At 66.6% G+C, this 23055-nt stretch carries 23 protein-coding genes; 19 read left to right on the top strand and 4 right to left on the bottom strand.

Translation table 11 applies throughout. The features are described 5' to 3' along the window. Positions 1–84: 84 nt before the first annotated feature. Positions 85–1674, bottom strand: a complete 1590-nt coding sequence (gene pgi / locus VH326_RS11595) for a glucose-6-phosphate isomerase (protein WP_329631979.1) — start codon at positions 1672–1674, stop codon at positions 85–87. A 23-nt stretch (positions 1675–1697) separates the two neighbouring features. On the opposite strand from pgi, the gene lepB reads away from it, so the two are divergent. The 4 genes from lepB to era are packed head-to-tail and all read left to right on the top strand — an operon-like array spanning position 1698 to position 4533. Further along, positions 1698–2591 (top strand): signal peptidase I, encoded by an 894-nt coding sequence (lepB, locus tag VH326_RS11600; protein ID WP_329631980.1) that lies wholly within the window; start codon positions 1698–1700, stop codon positions 2589–2591. Beyond that, positions 2564–3259, top strand: a complete 696-nt coding sequence (rnc, locus tag VH326_RS11605; RefSeq protein ID WP_329631981.1) for a ribonuclease III — start codon at positions 2564–2566, stop codon at positions 3257–3259. The genes lepB and rnc overlap by 28 nt, the downstream gene beginning before the upstream one ends. A gap of 57 nt (positions 3260–3316) precedes the next feature. Next, the gene (locus VH326_RS11610; protein ID WP_329631982.1) at positions 3317–3643 is read left to right on the top strand and encodes a GIY-YIG nuclease family protein; all 327 of its coding nucleotides are present in this window, start codon (positions 3317–3319) and stop codon (positions 3641–3643) included. Next, on the top strand, positions 3640–4533 hold the full coding sequence (gene era / locus VH326_RS11615; protein ID WP_329631983.1) for a GTPase Era: 894 nt from the start codon (positions 3640–3642) through the stop codon (positions 4531–4533). Before VH326_RS11610 ends, era begins: the two co-directional genes overlap by 4 nt. A gap of 84 nt (positions 4534–4617) precedes the next feature. Here the strand turns inward: era and VH326_RS11620 are convergent, their stop codons facing one another. After that, on the bottom strand, positions 4618–5328 hold the full coding sequence (locus tag VH326_RS11620) for an NAD-dependent deacylase (RefSeq protein WP_329631984.1): 711 nt from the start codon (positions 5326–5328) through the stop codon (positions 4618–4620). A gap of 158 nt (positions 5329–5486) precedes the next feature. Here VH326_RS11620 and kynU point away from each other — a divergent pair, with 158 nt between their 5' ends. The 7 genes from kynU (at position 5487) to VH326_RS11655 (ending at position 13312) form a co-directional block, all read left to right on the top strand. Continuing rightward, a complete protein-coding gene (gene kynU, locus VH326_RS11625) occupies positions 5487–6680 on the top strand; it encodes a kynureninase (RefSeq protein ID WP_329631985.1) in 1194 nt (397 codons plus the stop codon). After that, on the top strand, positions 6677–7486 hold the full coding sequence (gene kynA / locus VH326_RS11630; protein ID WP_329631986.1) for a tryptophan 2,3-dioxygenase: 810 nt from the start codon (positions 6677–6679) through the stop codon (positions 7484–7486). Before kynU ends, kynA begins: the two co-directional genes overlap by 4 nt. 162 nt (positions 7487–7648) lie before the next feature. Then, positions 7649–9274: an AMP-binding protein gene (locus VH326_RS11635; protein ID WP_329631987.1), complete on the top strand. Its 1626-nt coding sequence runs from the start codon at positions 7649–7651 to the stop codon at positions 9272–9274. After that, entirely contained in the window at positions 9271–10428 is a 1158-nt protein-coding gene (locus VH326_RS11640; RefSeq protein ID WP_329631988.1) for a thiolase domain-containing protein, read from the top strand. The genes VH326_RS11635 and VH326_RS11640 overlap by 4 nt, the downstream gene beginning before the upstream one ends. After that, the gene (locus VH326_RS11645; RefSeq protein ID WP_329631989.1) at positions 10428–10835 is read left to right on the top strand and encodes a Zn-ribbon domain-containing OB-fold protein; all 408 of its coding nucleotides are present in this window, start codon (positions 10428–10430) and stop codon (positions 10833–10835) included. Before VH326_RS11640 ends, VH326_RS11645 begins: the two co-directional genes overlap by 1 nt. Positions 10836–10976: 141 nt before the next feature. Next, positions 10977–12308: an MFS transporter gene (locus VH326_RS11650; protein WP_329631990.1), complete on the top strand. Its 1332-nt coding sequence runs from the start codon at positions 10977–10979 to the stop codon at positions 12306–12308. Further along, a complete protein-coding gene (locus tag VH326_RS11655; protein ID WP_414714273.1) occupies positions 12308–13312 on the top strand; it encodes an aldo/keto reductase in 1005 nt (334 codons plus the stop codon). The genes VH326_RS11650 and VH326_RS11655 overlap by 1 nt, the downstream gene beginning before the upstream one ends. On the opposite strand, the gene VH326_RS11660 is transcribed toward VH326_RS11655, so the two are convergent. Beyond that, the gene (locus VH326_RS11660) at positions 13309–13593 is read right to left on the bottom strand and encodes a chorismate mutase (protein WP_329631992.1); all 285 of its coding nucleotides are present in this window, start codon (positions 13591–13593) and stop codon (positions 13309–13311) included. The genes VH326_RS11655 and VH326_RS11660 overlap by 4 nt on opposite strands. Before the next feature lie 98 nt (positions 13594–13691). On the opposite strand from VH326_RS11660, the gene VH326_RS11665 reads away from it, so the two are divergent. Then, positions 13692–14708 carry a polyprenyl synthetase family protein gene (locus VH326_RS11665; protein WP_329631993.1) on the top strand — a complete coding sequence of 339 codons (1017 nt, stop codon included), beginning with the start codon at positions 13692–13694 and terminating at the stop codon, positions 14706–14708. 60 nt (positions 14709–14768) lie between these two features. Continuing rightward, positions 14769–15641 carry a hypothetical protein gene (locus VH326_RS11670; RefSeq protein WP_329631994.1) on the top strand — a complete coding sequence of 291 codons (873 nt, stop codon included), beginning with the start codon at positions 14769–14771 and terminating at the stop codon, positions 15639–15641. Positions 15642–15656: 15 nt separating this feature from the next. Here VH326_RS11670 and VH326_RS11675 read toward each other — a convergent pair whose 3' ends face one another. After that, the gene (locus VH326_RS11675; protein ID WP_329631995.1) at positions 15657–16631 is read right to left on the bottom strand and encodes a cation diffusion facilitator family transporter; all 975 of its coding nucleotides are present in this window, start codon (positions 16629–16631) and stop codon (positions 15657–15659) included. A gap of 82 nt (positions 16632–16713) precedes the next feature. Here VH326_RS11675 and VH326_RS11680 point away from each other — a divergent pair, with 82 nt between their 5' ends. From VH326_RS11680 to VH326_RS11705, 6 genes are read left to right on the top strand one after another with little or no spacing between them, the layout of a single operon-like run. Further along, entirely contained in the window at positions 16714–19005 is a 2292-nt protein-coding gene (locus VH326_RS11680) for a bifunctional salicylyl-CoA 5-hydroxylase/oxidoreductase (RefSeq protein WP_329631996.1), read from the top strand. Further along, the gene (locus tag VH326_RS11685) at positions 19002–19739 is read left to right on the top strand and encodes an SDR family NAD(P)-dependent oxidoreductase (protein WP_329631997.1); all 738 of its coding nucleotides are present in this window, start codon (positions 19002–19004) and stop codon (positions 19737–19739) included. Before VH326_RS11680 ends, VH326_RS11685 begins: the two co-directional genes overlap by 4 nt. Continuing rightward, positions 19736–20197, top strand: coding sequence for a MarR family winged helix-turn-helix transcriptional regulator (locus tag VH326_RS11690; RefSeq protein ID WP_329631998.1), 462 nt, complete (start codon positions 19736–19738; stop codon positions 20195–20197). The genes VH326_RS11685 and VH326_RS11690 overlap by 4 nt, the downstream gene beginning before the upstream one ends. Continuing rightward, complete coding sequence (locus VH326_RS11695) at positions 20194–21006, top strand: enoyl-CoA hydratase family protein (protein WP_329631999.1); 813 nt, start codon at positions 20194–20196, stop codon at positions 21004–21006. The genes VH326_RS11690 and VH326_RS11695 overlap by 4 nt, the downstream gene beginning before the upstream one ends. A gap of 1 nt (position 21007) precedes the next feature. Next, complete coding sequence (locus tag VH326_RS11700; protein ID WP_329632000.1) at positions 21008–22648, top strand: AMP-binding protein; 1641 nt, start codon at positions 21008–21010, stop codon at positions 22646–22648. Then, positions 22648–23046 carry a RidA family protein gene (locus tag VH326_RS11705; RefSeq protein ID WP_329632001.1) on the top strand — a complete coding sequence of 133 codons (399 nt, stop codon included), beginning with the start codon at positions 22648–22650 and terminating at the stop codon, positions 23044–23046. Before VH326_RS11700 ends, VH326_RS11705 begins: the two co-directional genes overlap by 1 nt. The last annotated feature ends 9 nt before the right edge of the window (positions 23047–23055 follow it).

Consider the following 23055-nt stretch of genomic DNA (forward strand, 5'->3'; position numbering starts at 1 on the left):
TCAGCATCCACGTGCCACCGGCACAGGCTTTCCTTGTTGCACGTTGGACCCTGAAACAAGTTCAGGGTGACGGCGCGTTGGGGATCAACCGAACGCGCGCTTCAACAGATCGGTCGTCGAAACGTCGAAATCCTCGCCGCCCTTCTGCGCTGCCTTGGCCATTTCCTTGCCGAGCTCGACCCCGAACTGATCGAACGAATTGATGTTGAGCAGCACGCCGTTCACGAACACGCGATGCTCGTGATACGCGATCAGCGCGCCGAGCGTGCGCGCGTCGAGGTCGTCGAGCAGCAACGTCGTCGATGGGCGGTCACCGGGATAAGCGCGGGCGAGGTCGTCGGGGGTGACCTTGCCCTTCATCAGCGCGGCGCCTTGCGCGAACATGTTGGTGAGCAGCGCCTTGTGGTGATCCTCCGCCAGCGTGTCGCCGGGCTCGACCACGCCGATGAACTCGAGCGGAACGAGGTGCGTACCTTGGTGGAGCAGCTGGAACACTGCGTGTTGCGCGTCGGTGCCGACCCCGCCCCAGGTGATCGCCGCGGTAGGGCGCCCGACCGGCTGACCGTCGAGCGTCACGCCCTTGCCGTTCGATTCCATCTCGAGCTGCTGGAGGTAGGACGGGAGCAGCCGCAGCCGCTCGTCGTAGCAGAACACGCCGCGAGTCTCGCAGCCGAACGTTTGCGTGTAGAGCAGGTCGGAAAATGCGGCGAGCACGGGGACGTTCTCGTGCAGCGCCGCAAGCCGGAAGTGGCGGTCCATCTCCGCCGCGCCCTCAAGCAGTTCCGAGAACGCGTCCCAGCCGAGCGAGATCGCCGCCGGAAAACCGATCGACGACCATAACGAATAGCGTCCGCCCACGGTGTCCGCGAACGGCAGCACGCGCGTTTCGTCGACGCCCCATTCGATCGCCTTGTCGGGCTCGGCGGTCAGCGCGACGACTCGGCCATAGGGGTCGTCGACCCCGCCCTCGCGCATCCATTGCAGCACGCTCTCAGCGTTGAGCATCGTCTCGGTGGTGGTGAAGGTCTTCGACGCGACCGCGAGCAACGTCGTGGCGGGATCGAAGCGTTTAAATACATCCTCGAGTGCGACGCCATCGACGTTGGAGACGATCGCGACGTCGTAGCGAGTCTCGTCGCGGCCGAGCGCGTCGCACAGCAGATCGGGGCCAAGCGCCGACCCGCCAATCCCGACATGGAGGATGTTGCGGATCGGCCCCAGCGCCCCCGCTTCGATCGCATCGATCAGCGCGCGCATCCGGGCATGGAGCGCCTGCGCCTTGGCGACATCGTCTTCGGCCCCCTCGCCGCGCTCCGCGGTGTGCGTGACCGCGCGATCCTCGGTGGTGTTGATGACCTGGCCCGAAAACAGCGCCTCGCGCTTGCCGGCGAGGTCGCATGCCTTGGCCAGCCGCTCGAACGCCCTCATGCTGTCGTCGGTGAGGTGGGTCTTCGACCAGTCGAAATGGATGCCCGCAACATCGGCGCTGTACTTGGCGAGACGGTCGGGATCGGCGGCGAACAATTCGGTCAGCGGGGTGCGCTTCAGCGCCTCGATCTCGCTCCAGTCGGCCATCCATTCACTCCTTCTCGACTCGTCGGGCTTCCAATGGGCGTTCGCCTGCTTGGGTTCAAGGAACGCGCGGGGAAGAGGGAGGTGCCTTGACCTTGCCACACACCATGCGCAAACCGCCCGCCATGACCGACACGCCAGAGGCGCCAGCCGCCGCCCCGGAACCGACGCCAAGCGAGCCGGCGGCAGAGACCGTTGCCGCCAAGCCCGCCAAGAAGGAGGATTGGAAGGACACGCTCGGCTTTCTGGTGAAGCTCGCGATCGTCGTGTTCATCTTCCGCAGCTTCCTGTTTTCGCCCTTTTCGATCCCGTCGCAATCGATGCTGCCGCGGCTTTACATCGGCGACTATCTGTTCATCTCGAAATGGAATTACGGCTATTCGCGGCACTCGCTGCCGTGGAGCTTGCCGCTGATCCCGGGACGGATCTTCCCCGGCACGCCCACTCGCGGCGATGTCGTCGTGTTCAAGAGCCCCGCCGGCAATGGCGAGGACGTGATCAAGCGCGTGATCGGCATACCCGGCGACACGATACAGATGCGAAACGGCCAGATCATCCTCAACGGCGTTCCGGTGCCCAGGGCGCGAGTCGCCGATTTCGTCATCCCGCTGACTCCGAATTATCGCGACCCCAAGCCCGGCGACGATGGCTGCCCGCCGCAATCTCGCGATGCCGCGCAGACCGTGTGCCGCTACCAACAGTTCCGCGAGACGCTGCCCGCGGTCAACGACAAACCGGCAGTCAGCTACAACGTGCTCAACCGCGGCAACTATCCTGGTGCGGATTATACCGGCCTCTACGCCGTGCCGGCCGGTCGCGTCTTCGTGATGGGCGACAATCGCGACGACAGCGGCGACAGCCGGTTCCCGGTTCCCGACGGCATGGGCTACGTGCCTTTGGAGAATGTCGAGGGCAAGGCGCTCTTCACCTTCTGGTCGACCGACGGCAGCGCCCAGTGGCTGCTGCCCTGGACGTGGTTCACTGCGGCACGATGGAGCCGAATGGGGCAAGGGTTTTGAGCGATAGCGATCTTGCCGCCTGGATCGGCAAGACGTTCGATCACCGGCCGAACGATCTCGCCCTGTTCGAGCGCGCGCTGACGCATGGCAGCCAGGCCGCTGACAATTATGAGCGGCTGGAGTTTCTCGGCGACCGCGTGCTGGGGCTTGCGGTGGCGGAATGGCTGTACGCGACCTTCGCCGTCGAGCCCGAAGGCGCGCTGTCGAAGCGATTGAACGCGCTGGTCACCGGCGCGGTGTGCGCGGAGGTGGCGCGCGGGATCGGCGTCCAGGCGTATCTACGGCTCGGCAAGCAAGCGCGCGACGACGGCGCGAGCGAGAGCGACAACGTGCTGGGGGACGTGATGGAGGCGCTGATCGGGGCGCTCTATCTCGACGGCGGCTACGCCCCGGCGCGCGACTTCGTGCGCTCGGCCTGGCGTGCGCGAGTCCATGCCGGCACCAGCGCGCCGCAGCACCCCAAGTCGGCGCTCCAGGAATGGGCGGCGGCGCACAACCGCAAGACGCCGACCTACGAAGTGATCGACCGCGCCGGCCCGCAACACGCGCCGCGCTTCACCGTCCGGGTCAGCCTCGGCAGCTTCGCCGAAGCCGAGGCGAGCGGCACGAGCAAGCAGGAAGCCGAGACTGCGGCGGCGGCGGCATTGCTGGCGCGCGTGCAGCCTTAATTATCCGCCGTTCGTGCTGAGCTTGTCGAAGCACCGCTCTTATTCGTAAGTGAGCTTATGAGCTTCTGGTGTTACATGCTCCATTGTCGCGGCGGGGCCTTCTACGTCGGGCATACCGATGATCTCGACGCGCGAATTAGTCAGCACCAGAGCGGACTGATACCGGGGTTCACCCGGACCTATGCGCCCGTGACGCTGGTTTGGAGCCAGGAGTTCGCTTCGCGGACCGAGGCGCTCGAAGCCGAACGCCGGATCAAGGGATGGAGCCGCGCGAAGAAATTGGCGTTGATTCGCGACGATTGGGTCCTGATTTCCGCTCTGGCCAAGAACAAGAACGGCCCTTCGACGAGCTCAGGGCGAACGGGTGTGGGGGCGGTCTCATGACTCGGCACTGCGGTCTCGTCGCGGTGCTCGGCGCGCCCAATGCGGGCAAGTCGACGCTGGTCAATGCGCTGGTCGGGCAGAAGGTCGCGATCGTCAGCCCCAAGGCGCAGACCACGCGCACGCGGTTGCTCGGCGTGGCGATCGCCGGCGAGACGCAGCTGCTGCTGGTCGATACGCCGGGCATCTTCGAAGCGCAGCGGCGGCTCGACCGCGCGATGGTCGCGGCGGCGTGGGGCGGAACCGAAGGCGCCGACGTCACCGCGCTGGTGGTCGATGCCAAGGGCGGGCTCGGCCCCAAGGTGATGCCGATCGCGGAGAGCATCGCCGGGCGCCCCGAGCGCAAGTTCCTGGTGCTCAACAAGGTCGATCTCGCCGACAAGGCCAAGCTGCTGGTGCATGCCGAGCGACTCAATGCGGCAGTGGCGTTCGACGAGACCTTCTTCGTGTCGGCGGCGACGGGCGACGGCTTGCCCGAGCTCAAGCAAGCGCTGGCGCAGGCAATGCCCGAGGGACCGTGGCATTTCCCCGAGGACCAGGTCAGCGACGCCACCGAACGCGCGCTCGCGGCCGAGGTGACTCGCGAGCAGCTCTACCTCCAGCTCCACGCCGAATTGCCCTATGCCAGCGTGGTCGAGACCGAAAAGTTCGACGAACGCGAGGACGGATCGGTCGAAATCCACCAGCAGATCCTCGTCGCTCGCCCGACGCAACGCGCGATCGTGCTGGGCAAGGGCGGCGCGCGAATCAAGGAAATCGGCGCGCGCGCACGGGCCGAACTCAAGACCGTGCTCGACCGCCCGGTCCACCTCTACCTCCACGTCAAGGTCAAGCCCGATTGGGACGAGGACCGCGACGTCTATCGCGGGATCGGGTTGGATTGGGTGGACTGAGCGCTGCAACGAAATAGCGGAGCTATTTCAAGCCCGGCAGCGCTCACGTCCGGTGCCGCGTCAGCGGCGGCCGACGGCGCGAATTCACTTCGCGCCGATGCCCGGCAGGCTCTCGACCCAAGCCGGCACCAAGTCGCCCGCTGCCCCTCGCAGGCTCTCTCCAAACCAGCCGCTGCCTTCCGAGCGATCGAGGTTGAGCTCGAGCGTGTCCGCCCCATGATACCGCGCGGTCTGGACGAACCCAGCGGCGGGATAGACCGCGCCCGACGTGCCGATCGACACGAACAGGTCGGCCTCCGCCAACGCGCGCTCGATGCGATCCATGTGATACGGCATCTCCCCGAAGAACACGATGTCGGGGCGCATCCTCGGCGACCCGCACGCGGCGCAGACGGTGCCCGGCGGCAGGTCGCCATGCCACTCGCGCCTGTCACCGCAATCCGCGCAAAGCGCCGACTTCAGCTCGCCGTGCATGTGGAGCATCCGCGTCGCGCCGGCGCGCTCGTGAAGGTCGTCGACATTCTGCGTGACGATCAGCAATTCGCCCGGCCATTCGGCGTCGAGCCGTGCAAGCGCGCGGTGCGCAGCGTTGGGTTCGACGCTCGCCAGTGCGGCGCGGCGCAGATCGTAGAACCGATGCACAAGCGCAGGGTCGCGCGCGAGCGCCTGCGGGGTACAGACGTCCTCGACGCGGTGCCCCTCCCACAGTCCGCCCGGCCCACGAAACGTCGCGACCCCACTTTCGGCGGAAATCCCGGCACCGGTGAGGACGACGATATTGCGAATCGCGCTCATTTCGAGCCGCCGAAAGTCACGAAAGTCATGGCACGTCAGCGTCGAAATGCGGTGAACCGATGGGGCGTGGCAATCGCCATGAGAGTCACCGTGTCAGAGGAAATCCAACATTGCCAGCGCCTCTTTACATCGCGCCGATTTGCGGGCCTGACGGCGGCATGACCGATTTCGCGGCGACCCGGCGGCTGTTCCACCTGCCCGAGGGGATGATCTATCTCGACGGCAACTCGCTCGGGCCGTTGCCGGTCGCGGCCGAGGCGCGGGTGCGCGACGTCTTGGCTCGCGAATGGGGCGGCGAACTGATCAAGGCGTGGAATAGCGCCGACTGGATCAACCTGCCGGCCCAGGTCGGCGATCGGATTGGGCGGTTGATCGGGGCGCCGGTGGGGAGCGTCGCGACCGGGGACACGCTGTCGGTCAAGGTGTTCCAGGCGCTCGCCGCGGCGCTGGCGTTGCGGCCGGAGCGCAAGGTGGTGCTGTCCGACACCGGCAACTTCCCGTCGGACCTGTATATCGCCGACGGGCTGCTCAAGGCGCTTGGCGGCGGGCTCGAGCTGCGGCTGGTCGCGCCCGAGGACGTGGCGGACGCGATCGACGACAGCGTCGCGGTGACATTGATCACTGAAGTCGATTACCGCACCGGACGGCGCCACGACATGGCGGGGCTGACGGCCAAGGCGCATGCCGCGGGAGCGATCGCAGTATGGGATCTCGCGCATTCGGCGGGGGCGATCCCGGTCGATGTGACCTCGGCGGACGCCGATTTCGCGGTCGGGTGCACGTACAAATATCTCAACGGCGGGCCTGGCGCGCCAGCGTTCATCTATGTCGCGCCGCGCTTTGCCGAGTGCGCGCGGCCGATCCTGTCGGGATGGATGGGGCACGAAGCGCCGTTCGCGTTCGATTTGGATTACCGCCCACACAGGAGCGTCGAGCGGATGCGAGTCGGGACGCCGCCGGTGCTCGCGCTCGCGGTGCTCGACGCCGCCCTCGACGCGTGGGAGGGCGTGAGCATGGCGGACGTTCGTGCCGCGTCGATCCGCCTGTCGGAACGCTTCATCGCCGAGGTCGAAGCGCGCTGCCCCGACCTCACCCTCGCTTCCCCGCGCGACCCCGCGATGCGCGGCAGCCAGGTCTCGTTCCGCCACCCCCAGGGCTATGCGATCATGCAGGCGTTGATCGCCAATACTGTGATCGGCGATTTTCGCGCGCCCGATTTGGTTCGCTTCGGCTTCACGCCGCTCTATCTGTCGGAGGATGCGGTGGTCGATGCTGCCAAGGTGCTCGAACGCGTGATGCGCGAGCGGTTGTGGGACGATCCGGCATACGCGACACGGAGCGCGGTGACATGACAGATGAGCCCGAAACCGATTTCGTCAACAAGATGGCCTATGGCGATTACCTCCGCCTCGACCTGATCCTCGACGCGCAGTCGCCGCGATCGACCGCGCACGACGAATTGCTGTTCATCATCCAGCACCAGACCAGCGAATTGTGGATGAAGCTCGCGGTCCACGAGCTCGAATCGGCGCGCGACGCGATCGCCGCCGACGAGTTGCCGCACGCGTTCAAGATGCTCGCACGCGTGTCGCGTATATTGGAACAGCTCAACAACGCCTGGGACGTGCTGCGCACGCTGACGCCGAGCGAATATACCGAGTTTCGCGACAAGCTCGGCCAATCGTCGGGGTTCCAGTCGCACCAATATCGCGCGATCGAGTTCCTGTGCGGCAACCGCAACGCCGCGATGCTCAAGCCGCATGCGCACCGCCCGGCAATCGTCGGCGAGTTGCAAGCGATCCTCGCGCGCCCGAGCCTGTACGACGAAGCGGTCCGGCTGCTCGCGCGCTCCGGGTTCGATGTCGGCGAGGAGCGCGGCGATCTCGCCGAACAGCGCACCGAGAGCGACAAGGTCCAGGCGGCGTGGCGCGCGGTGTACCAGGCGCCCGGCCAGCATTGGCCGCTCTACGAACTCGCCGAGAAGCTGGTCGATCTCGAGGATTATTTCCGGCGCTGGCGGTTCAACCACGTCACCACGGTCGAGCGCGTAATCGGCCTCAAGCGCGGGACCGGCGGCACGCAGGGCGTCGCGTACCTGCGCCGCATGACCGAGGTCGAGTTGTTCCCCGAGCTATGGCACGTGCGGACCGAACTCTAGCCCCGCCATTGCGAGCGCAGCGAGGCAATCCACGGCTGTTCCCCGACATGGATTGCTTCGCTGCGCTCGCAAAATCGATCGATGGGGTTGACGGCACCATACCCGATCTTCCAATTCCGTCGAGCCCAGCATCCGTCAAGCGATGCGGCACGGGAGAGCCGGATGACCGCGTGGGTCTATGCCAATATCTGGGAATCGGTCGCCGCTTCGATCCCCGACGAACCGGCGATCGTCCAGGGCGACCGAGTCGTCAGCTTCGCCGGGTTCGATGCGCAGGCCGATGCGCTCGCGGCGCACTTGCTGGCGGCGGGGCTGACTCGGCAAGCCAAGGTCGCGGTCTACGCCACCAACCGCCCGGAATTCCTGATCGCCTATTTCGCCGCGTTCAAGGCCGGGCTCGCGCCGTTCAACGTCAATTATCGCTACGGCCCCGAAGAAGTCTGCTACCTGCTCGACAATGGCGATGCCGAAGCGGTGGTGTTCGAGGCCGCGTTCGCGAGCATCCTCGAACCGATCCGCGCCGCGATGCCGCAGGTCAAAAGCTGGATCGCGATCGGCGACGGTGCGCCCGATTGGGCGGAGGATTTCGCCTCGCTCGCCGCGCAAGTGCCCGTCGAGCGCCCAGTCGTGGCACCATGGAGCCGGCACGAGGACGATTTGCTGCTGATCTTCACCGGCGGCACCACCGGCATGCCCAAGGCGGTGATGTGGCGGCAGGGCGATTTGATGGCGAAGGGCGGTTATGGGTCGAACCCGCTGCTCGGGATCGGGCCGCTGGAGAAGCCCGAAGATGCCGGACCGCGCGCACTCGCTACACCGATCAAGCTGCGCTCGCTGATCGCGCCGCCGCTGATGCACGCGACCGGGCTGATCGCGGCGTTCGGAGCGATCGGATTCGGCGGCACCGTGATCCTGTTGCCGCACGGCAAGTTCGATCCGGAGCAAGTGTGGGATTCGGTCGAGCAATGGCGCGCGACTCGGATGACGATCGTCGGTCAGCCGTTCGCGCAGCCCTTGCTCGAAGCGCTCGATGCCAATCCCGGGCGGTGGGATCTGAAGTCGCTGTTCGTGATCGGATCGTCGGGCGCGATGTGGAACCGCGAGAACAAGCTCGGACTGATCCGACACATGCCCCAGATCCAGCTGATGGACAGCTATTCGTCGTCCGAAGCCTTCGGGATGGGTATTTCGAACACCAACGCGCAAGGCGAAAGCGCGACCGCCTCCTTCGCCCTCGGCCCCGATTGCGCAATCTTCACCGAGGATGGGCGCCGCGTCGAGCCGGGATCGGGCGAGAGCGGCCGGCTCGCGGTCGGCGGGTACATCCCGCTCGGCTATTATAAAGACGAAGCCAAGACCGCTTCGACCTTCCCGACCTATGAGGGCAAGCGCTGGTCGATGCCCGGCGACTGGGCGAGCGTCGACGCCGACGGCACCGTGCGCATCCTCGGCCGCGGATCGCAATGCATCAACACCGGCGGCGAGAAGGTGTTTCCCGAGGAAGTCGAGGAAGCGCTCAAGCGCCACCCGGCGGTGCGCGACGCCGCGGTGACGGGAGTGCCCGACACTCGGTTCGGCGAGCGGATCGTCGCTCTGGTCGAGCGGCATCCGGGGGCGGCAGTGGACGAGGCGCAATTGCGCGAGCACGTCAAGAGCCAGCTCGCGACCTACAAGGCACCGCGGCACGTGCTGGTGGTCGACTCGGTCGCGCGCGCGCCGAACGGCAAGCTCGACTACAAGGCGATCAAGGAGCGCGCACTGACGGCGTTCGGGGAGCAAGCGGCGTGACGATCCGGAACAAGGCCTACATCGCCGGAGCGTTCGAGCATCCGACGCGGCTCGCGCCCGACAAGTCGACGCCGCAGCTTCACGCCGAATGCGCGGCGGGGGCGCTCGCCGATGCGGGGCTGAGCCTGGCCGACGTCGACGGCTATTTCTGCGCGGGCGACGCGCCGGGGTTCGGCGGGATGTCGATGGCCGATTACCTCGGGCTACGCTCGCTGCGCCACATCGACAGCACCGAGACTGGGGGGTCGTCGTACATCCTTCACGTCAGCCACGCCGCGCAGGCGATCGCCGCGGGCAAATGCTCGGTCGCGCTGATCACGCTCGCCGGCCGCCCGCGCTCGGAGCCGTTCACGCGCGGCCGCCCCGGCGCGCCCGAGGAAGCGTTCGAAGGATGGGTCGGGCAGTCGACGCACAACAGCTACGGGATGTGCGCCGCGCGGCACATGCACGAATTCGGAACGACCTCTGACCAGCTTGCCTGGATCAAGGTCGCGGCGAGCACGCATGCGCAGCACAACCCGCACGCGATGCTGCGCGACGTGGTGACGGTCGACGATGTGCTCGCCTCGCCGATGATCTCGGACCCGCTCCATCGGCTCGATTGCTGCGTGGTATCGGACGGCGGCGGTGCGTTGCTGGTCGTCGCACCCGAAGTGGCGAAGGCGTTGAAGCGCCCGCTCGTCGCGGTGCGCGGCGCGGGCGAGCATATCAAGGGTCCGATGGGCGGCATGAACCTCGACCTCACCACGTCCGCGGCTGCGGTCTCGGGGCCGGCGGCGTTCGCCGAGGCGGGGTGCGGCCCGGGCGATATCAAATACGCCTCGATCTACGACAGCTTCACGATCACTGTGCTGATCCAGCTCGAGGATCTGGGGTTCTGCGCGAAGGGCGAGGGCGGGCGGTTCGTCGCCGACGGCAACCTCATTTCGGGCGTCGGCCAGCTGCCGTTCAACACCGACGGCGGCGGGCTTTGCAACAATCACCCGATGAACCGCGGCGGGATCACCAAGGTGATCGAGGCGGTGCGGCAATTGCGCGGCGAGGCGCATCCGGCGGTGCAGGTGCCGAATTGCGATCTCGCGGTCGCGACCGGGATCGGCGGCGCGCTCGGCGCTCGGCATGGTGCCGCGACCCTCGTGCTGGAGCGGCAGTGATGAGCAATGGGATGACCGAGCAACGCAAGATCCCGGCGCCGCAGCCGAACCCGGAGAACCAGCGCTTCTTCGACGCCGCGGTCGAGGGCAAGCTGCTGATCGGGCAGTGCGCTGCGTGTGGCCAATCACATTATTATCCGCGCGCGCTGTGCCCGTTCTGCCTTGCCGAGAGCCGCTGGGTCGAGAGCGCGGGAAACGGCGCGATCTATTCGCTGTCGACCATGCGCCGTGGCGCGGGCGCCCCCTTCACGCTCGCCTGGGTGACGCTCGACGAGGGGCCGGCGGTGCTCACCAATATCGCGACCGACGATCACGACGGTTTGCTCATCGGGCAGCGTGTGATGGTCAGGTTCACCCCGACCGAGGGCGGTCCGCCGGTCGCGATGTTCGCGCCGGCCGAGGTTTGAACGGCTTGCCCCCACCCTCCCGTCACCCTGAACCCGTTTCAGGGTCCAATCTTCCACGGGCGGTGGTTGCGATTGTAGAGCGATGGATGCTGAAACAAGTCCAGCATGACGGATGGTTGTGATGGAAGGCGAGGTCGCGCCATGATCGCGATCCCCGGCGACACGCGCACCCTCGCCGAACGCGAAGCGGAGTATGATGCGTTCGTCGGCGCCAACCTTCGCCGCAACTACACCGCGCATTTCATCCACGGCATGCTGGGAATGACCGGGTTCCGGCTGATCTACGCGCCGACCTTCATCCCGACCTACATCCACCGTCTGACCGGATCGGACGCGTTGGTCGGGCTCGGCACTGCGTTGCTCCAGTTCGGCGCGATCCTGTCGCCGATCTTCAGCGCGTCGCGGTTCGAGACCAAGGCGCGAATCCTGCCTTACGCGATCCGCACCGGCACGATGATGCGAGTGATGATCCTGGGGATGGCGCTCGCCGGCTGGTTCCTGTCGGGCGACGTGCTACTCGTCGTGACGCTCGGCCTGTTCTTTCTGCTCGGCGCGTTCAACGGGACTCAGCGCGTCGCCTTCCAGATGCTGATGTCGAAGGTCATCCCGATCAACCGCCGCGGCCGGTTGCAGGCGTATCGCAACGTCACCGGCGGGATCATCGCCGCCGCCTTGTCGTACGCGGCGGGGCGCTGGCTGATCGGCGGCAATGTGCTCGGGAACGGCTATGCCACGACGTTCTTCGTCGCGTTCGTGCTGACCAGCATGGGGCTGACCGTGCTCAAGCTTCGGATGGTCGAACCGGTGCCGGTGACGCTTCGCGCGCCGATGAGATTCATCGACCGAGTCCGCACCTTCCCGCAATTGCTCGAGGATCGCGGCTATCGCTGGTTCATCCTGGCCGAGGCGTGCTGCGTGTGCGCGCGAATCTCCACGCCGTTCTACATCCTTTATGCCGGGCAGCAGCTCGGGCTGTCGGGGGTGGTGATCGGCGAATTGTCGCTCGCCTATCTCGGTGCCGATACCGTCTCCAACCTGCTCTGGGGCAATCTCGGCGATCGTACCGGATACCGATCGACCTTCACGCTCGCGGCTTGCCTGTGGGCGGGTGCGATCGTGCTGCTGCTCAGCGTCCACCATCCGTGGGCGGTGTTCGTCGCATTCTGCGGGCTCGGCGCCGGCAATTGCGGGTATCAGATGAGCCAGCAGACGATGGTGCTCGAATTCGGCGAGCGCGCCGATGTCGCGATGCGGCTGGCGCTGTCGACGACGATCGAAGGGACGATATCGGCCATCGGCCCGCTGATCGGCGGGCTGATCGCGTATCGCTTCGGCTATCCGCCGGTGCTGTGGATCGCGTTCGGGTTTCTCGGCATCGCAATCGTGCTGCTGATCTTTCGCGTGCGTGACCCGCGACAACGCCATGTCGCGCCGGTATTGGAGGGCGATCTTCCCAACCCCGAAAGCGCATGATGACCCTTCCGACGCGCCAGATCGGGCCGTTCACCGTCTCTTCGATCGGCCTCGGCTGCATGAATCTGTGCCACGCCTACGGCATTCCGCCGTCGCCGGAGGATGGCGCGAAGCTGCTCAACCGAGCGCTCGATCTCGGCGTGACCTTCCTCGACACCGCCGCGATCTACGGCCTCGGCGCAAGCGAGCGGCTGATCGCGAGCGCGGTGATGCACCGCAAGGACGAGTTCACGCTCGCGTCCAAAGGCGTGATGGACGCGATCGACGGCAAGCGCGTGCTCGACGGCTCACCCCTTGCGATCACAGCGACGCTAGACCGCGCGCTGCAACGGCTCGGGACCGATCGTATCGACCTCTATTACCTTCACCGGCTCGACCGGAAGGTGCCGATCGAGGAGTCGGTCGGCGCGCTGGTGCGGGCCAAGGAAGCGGGCAAGATCGGCGCGATCGGCCTCAGCGAAATGGGCGCCGCCACAATCCGCCGCGCGCATGCCGTCCATCCCATCGCCGCGGTGCAGAGCGAATATTCGCCGCTGGTGCGCAATCCCGAAGTCGCGGTGCTCGATACCTGCCGCGCGCTCGGGATCGGCTTCGTCGCCTTCTCGCCGGTCGCGCGCGGGATGCTCGCGCGGGGCGTGCGCGACGATGGTTACGAGCCGCACGACATCCGCACCACGATGCCGCGCTTCCTGGGCGACAATCTCCTGCACAACCTCGAAGTCGTCGCGAAGTTCGAGACGCTCGCCGCCGGCATCGGCTGCACACCGGCGCAGCTCGCGCTCGCCTGGGTACTCGCAAAGGACGACAACATCGTCCCGATCCCGGGCACGCGCAGCATCGCGCATCTCGAGGAAAATGTCGGTGCCGCGTCGGTCAGCCTGACGCACGAAACGCTTGCGGCAATCGAGGCGATCTTCGCCGGCACGATCCGCGGCGCGCGCTATGCGCCGTTCGCACAAGCGACGGTGGACACTGAACTGCTCCCCGACGAAGAGCTCGCCTAGGCGTCGTCGCGAAGCCGCTCGTGGTGGCGGATCACTTCGTCGATGATGAAGCGCAGGAACTTCTCGGTGAATTCGGGGTCGAGCCGCGCATTGGCGGCGAGCGAACGGAGCCGCGCGATCTGACGCTCCTCGCGCGCCGGGTCGGCCGGCGGCAGCCCGGCCTTCGCCTTGTACCGCCCGACCGCCTGGGTCACCTTGAAGCGCTCGGCGAGGATGTGGACCAACGCCGCATCGATATTGTCGATGCTGCTGCGATAGGCGTCCAGCATTTCGTCACTCATCGTGGGTGCTCCCTCGCTGCGGCCTTACTGCGCATGCAGCCCGGGTTGCGCAAGCCGCGCTTGCCATCACGAGCGCGCTCGGCCACAGCGCGGCCACGATGAGCGCCACGATCCATCGCCTCGATCCCAGCCGTCCGCAACCGAGCCTCGAGCCGATGATGGCGCTGGTCGCCGCCGACATGAACGCGGTCAACGCGGTGATCCTCGACCGCATGCAGTCGGAAATCCCGCTGATCCCGGAGCTGGCCGGTCACCTCATCGCAGGCGGCGGCAAGCGGATGCGGCCGATGCTGACGCTCGCGAGCGCAAAGCTGCTCGGCTATACCGGAACGCGCCACCACGCGCTCGCCGCCGCGGTCGAGTTCATCCACACAGCGACGCTGCTGCATGACGATGTCGTCGACGGCAGCGACTTGCGCCGCGGCAAGCGCACCGCGAACCTGATCTGGGGCAACCCGGCGTCGATCCTCGTCGGCGACTTCCTGTTCAGCCGCAGCTTCGAGCTGATGGTCGAGGACGGCAGCCTTAAGGTGCTCAAGATCCTGTCGAACGCATCGGCCGTGATCGCTGAAGGGGAGGTCAACCAGCTCACCGCCGCGCGCCGGGTCGATCTCGGCGAGCAACGTTATCTCGACATTATCGGGGCGAAGACGGCGGCGTTGTTCGCCGCCGCGTGCCGCATCGCCGCGGTGGTCGCCGAGCGCCCCGAAGGCGAGGAAGCCGCGCTCGACGCGTTCGGCCGCAACCTCGGCATCGCGTTTCAGTTGGTCGACGATGCGATCGACTACGTGTCCGATGCCGGCACGATGGGCAAAGACAGCGGCGACGATTTTCGCGAAGGCAAGGTCACGCTGCCGGTGATCCTGGCGTACGCGCGCGGCGACGAAGCCGATCGCCAATTCTGGAAGGACGCGATCCTCGGCCACCGCGCGTCGGATGCCGACTTCGCGCGTGCGGTCGAACTGGTCCGCGACACCCGCGCGATCGACGACACGCTCGCGCGGGCGCGCCACTATGGCCAGCGCGCGATCGACTCGATCGCCGGTTTCGCTCCCTCAAAGGCGCGCGACGCGATGAGCGAGGCCGTCGAGTTCGCGGTGGCGAGGGCGTATTGACGGGCGCAGGCGCGGCCACGTCCGCGCCGGTGCCGAAGGCAGCGCTCGGCACGGCCGGCGGTGGCGCAGCCCACGGCCGACGACGGCTTTGCCGTCGTCTCGCTCGTCGGCTACGACCGTCCAGCTTGGAGGGTGAGGCGCGTGACAAAGCTGAATCGGCAGGAAATCCATGAGCGGGCACTGCAGGCGCTTGACGCCCATCCACAGGGCATTCGCTGGTCTGATTTGCTCCGCATCGTCGAAGCTGGCGCGGAAGACACGCCTCACAACAGCATTCACGGCGGTATTCATAATCTGTTGACGACACGAACCGCGGACATCGTGAAGGTGGCACGGGGAACTTACCAGCTCTCCAAGTATGTAGAGGCCGACGACGCGGTCGCGACAGCGCAAGAGGTGGAAGTTGTTGATCTGACGGTACGGTCAGAAACGGCTGGGCCTTATACGCTGACCGAGCAGGATTTTTACGCAAGCTTCGCCGAGTGGCTGGAAGAAAATGATGAAGCGACGGTGGCTGCTGCCCTTGGGCGCGCTAGTCTAGGCGGAAAGTGGGGTACGCCGGATGTAATTGGCGTGCTGAAGCCGCGCGCGCAGGACATTTTCAAATTCGAACCCCAGATCGTCACAGCCGAGATCAAGGCCGTGCCAGGCCAGCCAGTCGTCGCGTTTGGCCAAGCCGTCGCTTACCGTTTGTTCTCGCACAAAAGCTATATCGTCGTACCGAAATCTACGAGTAGTGACGACATGAACCGGCTCAAGTCGCTGTGCAGCATTCATGGGGTAGGCCTTATAACTTTCACGCTGGATAAGGATCGGCCAGACTACGCTGTAGTCGTTCTTCCGGAAACGGCAGCCCCGGACATGTTCTATGTTAACAACATGCTTGAGCGATTGAAATCCAGCGAACCCAAACTGCTGAACCGGCTATTTTGAACTGCCGGGCGCGGCCTAGCAATCGGTCCCACAACTTCCGTCGCGCTCGATCTGGATCGTCGCGTGGCCGATCGCGAAACGCTGGTGGAGCATCGTCGCGGCATCGGCCAGTAGGGTCGCGCCAGGGTCAGTGCGCACCACCAGATGCGCGGTCAGAACCGTTTCGGTGGTCGACATCGGCCAGATGTGGAGATCGTGCATCGCGCTGACCCCCGGCAACGCGGTTAGCGCCGCCTTGACCTCGTCATAGTCGATCGCGCGCGGCACTGCGTTCAACGACATCTCGATCGTTTCGCGCAGCAGCCCCCAAGTCTGCCAGAAGATGATGACAGCGACGACGATCGAAACGACCGGGTCGATCCACCCGGCGCCGCTCCACCAGATCGCGACGCCCGCCAGCATGACGCCCGCCGAGACGGTCGCGTCGGCGGCCATGTGGAGGTAGGCGCCGCGCAAATTGATGTCCGATTTCTGCCCGCGCGCGAACAACCACGCCGTCGCGGCATTGACCAGGATGCCGATCGCGGCGACCACGACGACGACGGCGCCCTTGACTGCGCTGGGCTGGCCGATCCGCATCACCGCCTCGAACACGATCGCGCCCATCGCCATCAGCAGCAGGAGGGCGTTGAGCAACGCGGCGAGGATCGTCGAGGCCTTGAGCCCGTAGGTGAAGCGCTTCGACGGCAGCGCCTTCGCCAAGGTCGCGCCCGCCCAGGCGACGCTCAAGCCGAGGACATCGGACAGGTTGTGCCCGGCATCGGCCATCAGCGCGACCGAATGCGCGACGAAGCCTGTGCCGAACTCTGCGATCACGAACAGGATGTTGAGCGTGATGCCGATCGCGAAAGCGCGGTCGAAGGTCAGCGGGCCGTGGCTGTGCCCGCCGTGCCCGTGCCCGCCGGCGCCATGCTTGTGCTTATGCGCGTGACCGTGGTCCTGGCTGTGGCCGTGATGGTCGTGCCCGTGCATCTGTACGAAGCGTAGCATCGCGGTCGGGAGATGCTAGCGCACAGTTCGCGTCGGAAATTTCATGCTTGAAATTTCTCGCCGAGCGGCCGACGCTGCCGGCATGGCGCTGGACAGCCCCGAGCGGATCGCGATCGTCGGCGGGGGACCGGCCGGGCTCTATTTCGCGATCAGCATGAAGGTGCGCGACCCCCGCCACGACGTGACGGTGTTCGAGCGCAACCGTGCCGACGACACATTCGGCTGGGGCGTCGTGCTGTCCGAGGAGACGCTCCAGAACCTCGCCGCCAACGACCCCGACAGTGCCGCCGCGATCCGCGAGCATTTCGCTTATTGGGACGATGTCGCGGTGGTGAAAGGCGGCACGCGCACGGTATCCACCGGGCACGGTTTCTGTGGGATCGGCCGGCGGCAATTGCTGCTGTTGCTGCAGGAGCGCGCGCGCGCTCTTGGCGTCGATCTGCGGTTCGAGGACGAAGTGGCGGACGTCGCCGCGCTGATGGCGGAGCACGACCTCGTGGTCGCCGCCGACGGGCTCAACTCACGCTCGCGCGACGCATTCGCCGACGTCTTCCACCCCGACATCCAGCTCTATTCGAACAAGTTCGTCTGGCTCGGCACGCACCAGAGCTTCGACCAGGCGTTCACGTTCATCTTCGAGCCGACCGAGCATGGCTGGATGTGGGCGCACGCCTACCAGTTCGAGCCCGGCACCGCGACGTTCATCGTCGAATGCTCGGAGGCGACGTGGGCGCGCGCGGGGTTCGGCGACATGAGCCGCGACGGATCGATCGCGGCGTGCGAGGCGGTGTTCGCCGCGCATCTCGGCGGGCACCGCTTGCTGTCCAACGCCAATCATCTGCGCGGGTCGGCATGGATCAGCTTTCCGCGTGTGCTGTGCGATGCATGGCGGCACGATAATCTGGTGTTGATGGGCGATGCGGCGGCGAGCGCGCATTTCTCGATCGGATCGGGCACCAAGCTCGCGCTCGAAAGCGCCGTCGCGCTGGCCGACGAGCTGCATGCCGGAAAGCCGCTCGACGAGGCTCTGGGAGCGTACGAGGAGGCGCGGCGGATCGAAGTGCTGCGGCTGCAATCGGCGGCGCGCAATTCGGCCGAATGGTTCGAGGAGGTCGAGCGCTATCTCGACTTGGATCCGATCCAGTTCGCCTATTCGCTGCTCACCCGGTCGCAGCGGATCAGCCACGAGAATCTGCGGCTGCGCGATCATGCCTGGCTCGGCGCGGCGGAAGGGTGGTTTCAGGAGCGGGCGGGCGGCAGCAATGCGCCGCGCGCGCCGATGTTCGCGCCCTTCAAGCTGCGCCGGATGACGCTCGCCAACCGAGTCGTCGTCTCGCCGATGGCGCAGTACAAAGCGATCGACGGCTGTCCGACCGACTGGCATTTCGCGCATTACGCCGAGCGCGCCAAGGGCGGCGCGGGTTTGGTCTATACCGAGATGACTTGTGTCAGCCCGCAGGGGCGGATCACGCCGGGCTGCCCCGGTCTTTACGCGCCAGAGCACGAGGCGGCGTGGAAGCGGTTGGTCGATTTCATCCATGCCGAAACGCCGGCGAAGATCTGCGCGCAGCTTGGCCATTCGGGCGCGAAGGGATCGACGCAATTGGGGTGGGAGGAGATGGACGTGCCGCTTGCCGAGGGCAATTGGCCGTTGGTCGCCGCGTCGGCAGTGGCCTGGTCGCCGGCCAATCAGACCCCCAAGGCGATGGACCGCGCCGACATGGATGCGGCACGCGACCAGTTCGTTGCCGCCGCGCGCATGGCCGACCGCGCCGGGTTCGACATGGTCGAGCTCCACATGGCGCACGGCTATCTGCTGTCGAGCTTCATCACCCCGCTGACCAACCGCCGCGACGATGACTATGGCGGCAGCCTCGAAAATCGCATGCGCTATCCGTTGGAAGTGTTCGCCGCGGTGCGCGCCGCCTGGCCCGACGACAAGCCGATCTCGGTGCGCATCTCGGCGAGCGACTGGGTCGGCGAGGACGGCGTGACATCGCAGGAAGCGGTGGCGATCGCGCGAATGCTCAAGGACGCCGGGGTCGACATCGTCGATGTCTCGGCGGGGCAGACTTCGCTCCAGGCGCGGCCGGTATATGGCCGCATGTTCCAGACGCCGTTCTCCGACCGAATCCGCAACGAAGTCGGCATCGCGACGATGGCGGTCGGGAACATCTATCTGCCCGATCACGTCAACTCGATCCTGATGGCGGGGCGGGCCGACCTCGTCTGCCTCGCGCGGCCGCATCTCGCCGACCCGTACTGGACGCTGCATGCGGCGGCGCGATTAGGCGATGCGGGCGTGGCCTGGCCCGAGCCGTATCTCGCCGGGCGCGACCAGCTCTATCGGCTGACGGAAAGGGGCGAGATATGAGCCACGCGTTGGTCACCGGCGGCGGCAGCGGGATCGGCCGCGCGATCGCCCTGGCGCTGGCCGAAGCAGGGATCGCGGTGACGATATGTGGCCGGCGTGCGGAGGCTTTGCAGGCCGTCGAGCATCCGCGAATTCACGGCATCGTCGCCGATGTCACCGATCCGGCATCGATCGCCGCGCTGTATGACCAAGCACACGCTGCGCGCGGACCGTTCGACATCGTCGTCGCCAATGCCGGCGCGTCCATGAGCGCGCCGGCGGCGAAGGTGACGCTCGACGAGTGGCGCGCGGCGCTCAACGTCAACCTGACCGGCGCGTTCCTGACGGTGCAGCCGGTGCTGGCGGCGATGACGAAGGCTGGCCAAGGCCGGATCGTGTTCGTCGCTTCCACCGCGGGCCTCAAGGGCTACCCCTACGTCGCGCCCTATGTCGCGGCGAAGCACGGCGTGATCGGGCTGATGCGCGCGCTCGCTGCGGAGACGGCGAAAAGCGGGGTGACGGTCAACGCGGTGTGCCCGGGCTTTGCCGAGACCGTGATGCTGGAGCGATCGATCGACGCGATCGCCGCCAAGACTGGCCGCTCCGAGGCCGAAGCGCGCGCCGCACTCGCCAATCCGCAGGGGCGGTTTGTCACGCCGGAGGAGGTCGCCGCGGCCGTGCTATGGCTGGTCAGTGACGCCGCGCGGTCGGTTACCGGGCAGGCGATCTCGATATCGGGCGGCGAGACGTGGTGAGCGTCGTCGCCTGGCACGACGACGATCGCAGTCGGCTGCGGCTCTGGCTGCGGATGCTGCGCACGACGCGCGCGGTCGAGCGGCAATTGCGCGAGCGGCTGTCCGCCGAATTCGGCACGACGTTGCCGCGCTTCGATGTCATGGCCGCGCTCGACCGCGCGCCCGCGGGCATGATGATGGGTGAGCTCTCACGCTTCCTGCTGGTGTCGAACGGCAACGTTACCGGAATCGTCGAGCGGCTGGTCGCCGACGGGCTGGTGACTCGCAATCCGCGCGACGGCGACCGCCGCGCCGCGATCGTGCGGCTGACCGAGAACGGCCGCTCCGCGTTCGCCGCGATGGCGGCGGCCAATGCGCGCTGGATCGACGAACTGCTCGGCGGCGTAACAGCTGCCGAGGCGAAGCAAATGACCGCGATCCTGGGATCGTTCCGCAGCCAATGGGAGGACCGGCAATGAGCAACCTGGCAGGGCTGACGCCGCGCCATTTCCTGTGGGAGATGCATGGCCGCGTCGCCGCGATCCGGCTGGCGCGGCCCGAACGCAAGAACCCGCTGACCTTTGATAGCTATGCCGAATTGCGCGACACGTTCCGCGCGCTGGCCGATGCCGACGACCTCGACGCCGTGGTGATCCTGCCCAATGGCGGCAATTTCTGTTCGGGCGGCGACGTCCACGAGATCATCGGGCCACTCGTAGGCATGGACATGAAGGGGCTGCTCAAGTTCACCCGGATGACCGGCGATCTGGTCAAGGCGATGATCGGGTGCGGCAAGCCGGTGATCGCGGCGGTCGACGGCGTTGCGGTGGGCGCGGGGGCGATCATAGCAATGGCGAGCGACCTCCGGCTCGCGACGCCCGAGGCGAAAACGGCGTTCCTGTTCACCCGCGTCGGGCTCGCGGGGTGCGACATGGGCGCATGCGCGATGCTGCCGCGGATCATCGGTCAGGCGCGCGCGGCGGAACTGCTCTACACCGGGCGCACGATGCGCGCCGACGAGGGCGAGCGCTGGGGGTTCTACAACCGGCTGGTCGCCGCCGACGCGATCGAGGCCGAAGCGCTCGACCTCGCGCAGCGTATCGCCGCCGGACCGACCTTCGCGCACGGCATCACCAAGACCCAGCTCAACCAGGAATGGTCGATGGGGCTGGAGCAGGCGATCGAGGCCGAAGCGCAGGCGCAGGCGATCTGCATGCAGACTCGCGATTTCGAGCGCGCCTATCGCGCGTTTGTCGCCAAGCAGCAGCCGGTGTTCGAGGGCGACTGATATGCCGCAGGCAGCGCTGGGGCCGACCGGTCATATCGACGGCTTCGCCCGCGCCAATCTGCCGCCGGTCGAGCAGTGGCCAGACCTCCTGCTCGATGAATTCGATTATCCCGAGTGGCTTAACGCGGGCGTCGAATTGTGCGACGCGCAAGTCGCCGCCGGGCATGGCGATCGTGTCGCTCTGATCGGCAACGGGCGGTCGCGGACCTATAAGGAACTCGCCGATTGGTCGAACCGGATCGCGCACGCGCTGGTGGAGGATTACGGCGTGATCCCCGGCAATCGCGTGCTGATCCGCGGACCCAACAATCCGGCGATGGTGGCGTGCTGGCTCGCGGCGACCAAGGCCGGCGCGGTGGTGGTCAACACGATGCCGATGCTGCGAAACAGAGAGCTCGCCAAGATCGTCGACAAGGCCGAGGTGAGCTTGGCGCTGTGCGACACGCGCGCGCTCGACGAGTTGGTCGCCTGCGCCAAGCATAGCCGCTTCCTCAAAGCGGTAATCGGGTTCGACGGCACCGCGAACCATGACGCCGAACTCGACCGCGCGGCGCTCGCCAAGCCGGTGCGGTTCGACGCGGTGCGCACCGGGCGCGACGACGTGGCGCTGCTCGGCTTCACCTCGGGCACGACCGGCGAGCCCAAGGCGACGATGCACTTCCATCGCGACTTGCTGATCATCGCCGACGGTTATGCCAGGGAAGTGCTCGGGGTGACGCCTGACGATATTTTCGTCGGGTCGCCGCCGCTCGCCTTCACCTTCGGGCTCGGCGGGCTGGCGATCTTTCCCTTGCGCTTCGGCGCGGCGGCGGCATTGCTCGAACAAGCCTCGCCCGCCAACATGGTCGAATTGATCGAGCGCCACCGCGCGACGATCAGCTTCACCGCGCCGACCGCATACCGCGCGATGATGGCGGCGATGGCGGAAGGCGCGGACCTCTCATCGCTGCGCCTCGCCGTGTCCGCGGGCGAGACCTTGCCCGCACCGGTTTACGAGGAATGGACTCGGCGCACCGGCAAGCCGATCCTCGACGGCATCGGCTCGACCGAATTGCTTCACATCTTCATCACCAACCGCGTCGATGATCGCGCGCCCGGCGCGACCGGGCGGCCGGTCGGCGGCTACGAAGCGAGGATCGTCGACGACGAGATGCGCGACGCCACGCCGGGCGAGATCGGGCGGCTTGCGGTGCGCGGGCCCACCGGGTGCCGCTACCTCGCCGACTCGAGACAGCGCGATTACGTGCGCAACGGCTGGAACCTGACCGGCGACAGCTTCTACCAGGACGACGACCGCCGCTTCCACTTCGCTGCGCGGTCGGACGATATGATCGTATCGGCCGGGTACAACATTGCCGGGCCCGAGGTGGAGGCAGCGTTACTCGCGCACGCTAATGTTCGCGAATGCGCGGTGATCGGTGCGCCCGATGCCGATCGCGGACAGATCGTCGAGGCGCATGTCGTGTTGGTCGAAGGCGTGGCGGGCGACGCGGAGATGGCCAAGCTGCTCCAAGATCACGTCAAGGCGGCGATCGCGCCGTACAAATATCCGCGCTCGGTGCGCTTTGTTGAGACACTGCCCAAGACCGCGACCGGCAAGATCCAGCGCTTCCGCCTGCGCGGCGCTTCGGGAGATCGATGATGCACCACATCCTGCAGCCACCGGGCTGGGCGCCCCCCATCGGCTACGCCAACGGGGTCGCGGCGGAGTCTGGCCGCACGATCCATGTCGGCGGCCAGATCGGCTGGAACGCCGAGCAGCAGTTCGAAAGCGACGATCTCGTCGATCAGGTCGAGCACACGCTCGCCAACGTCGTTGCGGTGCTCAACGAAGGCGGCGCGACGGCTGCGCACCTCGTCTCGCTGACCTGGTATCTGACCGACGTCGACGATTATCTCGCCAACGCCAAGGCGGTCGGGCGCGCGTATCGGGAGACGATCGGCCGGCACTATCCCGCGATGGCGGTCGTAGGGGTGACTCGGCTGGTCGAACGCCGAGCCAAGGTGGAAATCCAGGCGGTGGCGGTGGTGCCGGACTGAACGCCCGGA

This window comes from Sphingomonas sp. (genome assembly GCF_036269755.1).
GTDB lineage: Bacteria > Pseudomonadota > Alphaproteobacteria > Sphingomonadales > Sphingomonadaceae > Sphingomonas.